At 63.2% G+C, this 2,527-nt stretch carries 1 protein-coding gene; it reads left to right on the top strand.

Annotated features, from left to right (window positions below):
• The first annotated feature begins 385 nt into the window (after positions 1-385).
• Entirely contained in the window at positions 386-2,440 is a 2,055-nt protein-coding gene (locus tag FJ980_RS29725) for a M3 family metallopeptidase (RefSeq protein WP_140547190.1), read from the top strand.
• Positions 2,441-2,527 lie beyond the last annotated feature (87 nt).

Genomic DNA, 2,527 nt, shown 5'->3' with positions numbered 1-2,527 from the left:
GCCCGTCGCGATCGTCATTCTAGGGCGGAGCAAGGAGCGAAGCGACGCGGCGCAGACCCGAGGATCCATTCCGTGACGTCGAGGCGTTGCCACTGTGCAGAATTCTGCTCCGCTGCGTTCCTCGGCTAAGGTCACGGAATGGATCCTCGGGTCTCCGCGTCCGCTTCGCTCCCGCTCCGCCCGTGGATGACGAGGTTCGGAAGGTTTCAGCCAATCTCCAGCGCTTGCGATGAACCAGCGCGTTTCATCGTTTCACGGAAACGGCGAATCGTCTTACCCCTTGAATGTCCTAAGGCGAACCCCCGGAGCTACCCAAGTTGCGCGTCGCGCGGCATCGCCCTACATCCGAGGCAGCCCGCCTCCAAATCAGCCCACCGGAATAATCATGTCATCTTCAAAAACCGTCGATCTCGCCGCCCATCCGCTGACCGTCTGGCAAGGGCCGCTCGGCCTGCCGGATTTCTCGCGCATCGGCGACAATGATTTCGGGCCGGTCTTCGACGCGGCGCTGGCGGCGCATCAGGCCGAGATCGACGCGATCGCCGGCAGCAGCGAGGCGCCGACCGTCGAGAACACACTTGCCGAGCTCGAGCTTGCCGGCGAAGCGCTCGACCGTGTCTCGTCGATCTTCTGGTGCCGCGCCGGCGCTCATACCAATGACACGATCCAGGCGATGGAGCGCGAGGTTTCGCCAAAGATGTCGCGGCATTTCTCGGCGATCTCGATGAACGAAAAACTGTTTGCCCGCATCGACGACCTCTATCAGCGGCGCGACAGCCTCAAGCTCGATGCCGAAACGCTGCGCGTTCTGGAGAAGACCTGGAAAGGCTTTGTCCGGTCGGGCGCTAAACTGGACGCAGAAGGCAAGAAGCGGCTCGCGGCCATCAATGAGGAACTTTCCTCGCTCGGCACCAAATTCGGCCAGAACGTGCTGGCCGACGAGCGTGACTGGGCGCTGTTCCTCGACGAGGCCGACCTTGCCGGCCTGCCGGACTTTTTGAAGAGCGCGATGGCGGAAGCGGCCGAAATGCGCGGCCAGAAGGGCCGTTACGCGGTGACGCTGTCGCGCTCGATCTACGAGCCGTTCTCGACATTTTCCGAGCGCCGCGACCTGCGCGAGATCGCGTTCAAAGCCTTCATCATGCGCGGCCAGAATGGCGGCGCCTCCGACAATACCGATGTCGTGCGCGACATGCTGAAGCTGCGCGCCGAGAAGGCGAAGCTGCTGGGCTACGATTCCTTCGCGGCGCTGAAGCTCGACGACACGATGGCAAAAACGCCGAAGGCCGTGCACGAGCTGCTCGACCCAGTCTGGGAAAAGGCGCTGGAGAAGGCCGCGGCCGACCAGAAGGAACTGGAGCGGCTGGCCGCGAATGCCGGCAGCAACGAGAAATTCGCGGCCTGGGACTGGCGCTTCTACCAGGAGAAGCTGCGTGCCGAGAAATTCGCCTTTGATGAGGCGGAGCTGAAGCCTTATCTGCAGCTCGAACGTGTCATCGAAGCCTGCTTCGATGTCGCGACACGCCTGTTCGGCATTACCTTCGAAGAGAAGAAGGGCATTACAGCCTGGCATCCCGACGCACGTGTCTTCGTGGTGAAGAATGCCGACGGCAGCGAACGCGGCCTCTTCCTCGCCGATTATTTTGCGCGCCCGTCAAAGCGCTCCGGCGCCTGGATGAGCGCGCTTCGGTCCGGCTACAAGCTCGGCGACGGCGCCAAGCCGGTGATCTACAACATCATGAATTTCGCCAAGCCGCCGGCCGGCGAGGCGGCACTTCTGTCGGTCGACGAGGCCAAGACCCTTTTCCACGAGTTCGGCCACGCGCTGCACGGCATGCTGACCGACGTTACCTGGCCGTCGGTTTCCGGCACTTCGGTCAGCCGCGATTTCGTCGAATTGCCCTCGCAGCTCTATGAGCACTGGCTGACCGTGCCGGCGGTGCTGGAAAAGCATGCGCTGCACGTCAAGACCGGCAAGCCGATGCCGAAGGCGCTGCTCGACAAGATGCTCGCCGCCCGCACCTTCGGCGCCGGTTTCGCGACGGTCGAGTTCACCGCCTCGGCGCTGATCGACATGGCCTATCATGCGCGGCCGGACGCGCCGGCGGAGCCGCTTCGCTACGAGGCCGAGACGCTCGAAAAGCTGCATATGCCCGACACGATCGCGATGCGCCACCGCACCCCGCATTTCGGCCATGTCTTCGCCGGCGACGGATATTCAGCCGGCTATTATTCCTACATGTGGTCGGAAGTGCTCGACGCCGACGCCTTCTCGGCGTTCGAGGAGACGGGCGATGCCTTCAATCCGGAACTCGCCGAGCGGCTTCTGAAGAACATCTACGCCGCGGGTGGGTCGAAGGATCCGGAGGAGCTTTATACGGCCTTCCGGGGCAAGATGCCGTCGCCTGAGGCGATGATGGTGAAGAGGGGGCTGGTGTAGCGCCCTTTTTCCTTCTCCCCTTGTGGGAGAAGGTGGATCGGCGCGCAGCGCCGAGACGGATGAGGGGTGTTCCAGGGAACGCCAGCG

Source organism: Mesorhizobium sp. B1-1-5, assembly GCF_006443065.1.
In the GTDB taxonomy this organism is placed as follows: domain Bacteria; phylum Pseudomonadota; class Alphaproteobacteria; order Rhizobiales; family Rhizobiaceae; genus Mesorhizobium.
This window is presented reverse-complemented; position numbering and strand designations above follow the sequence as displayed.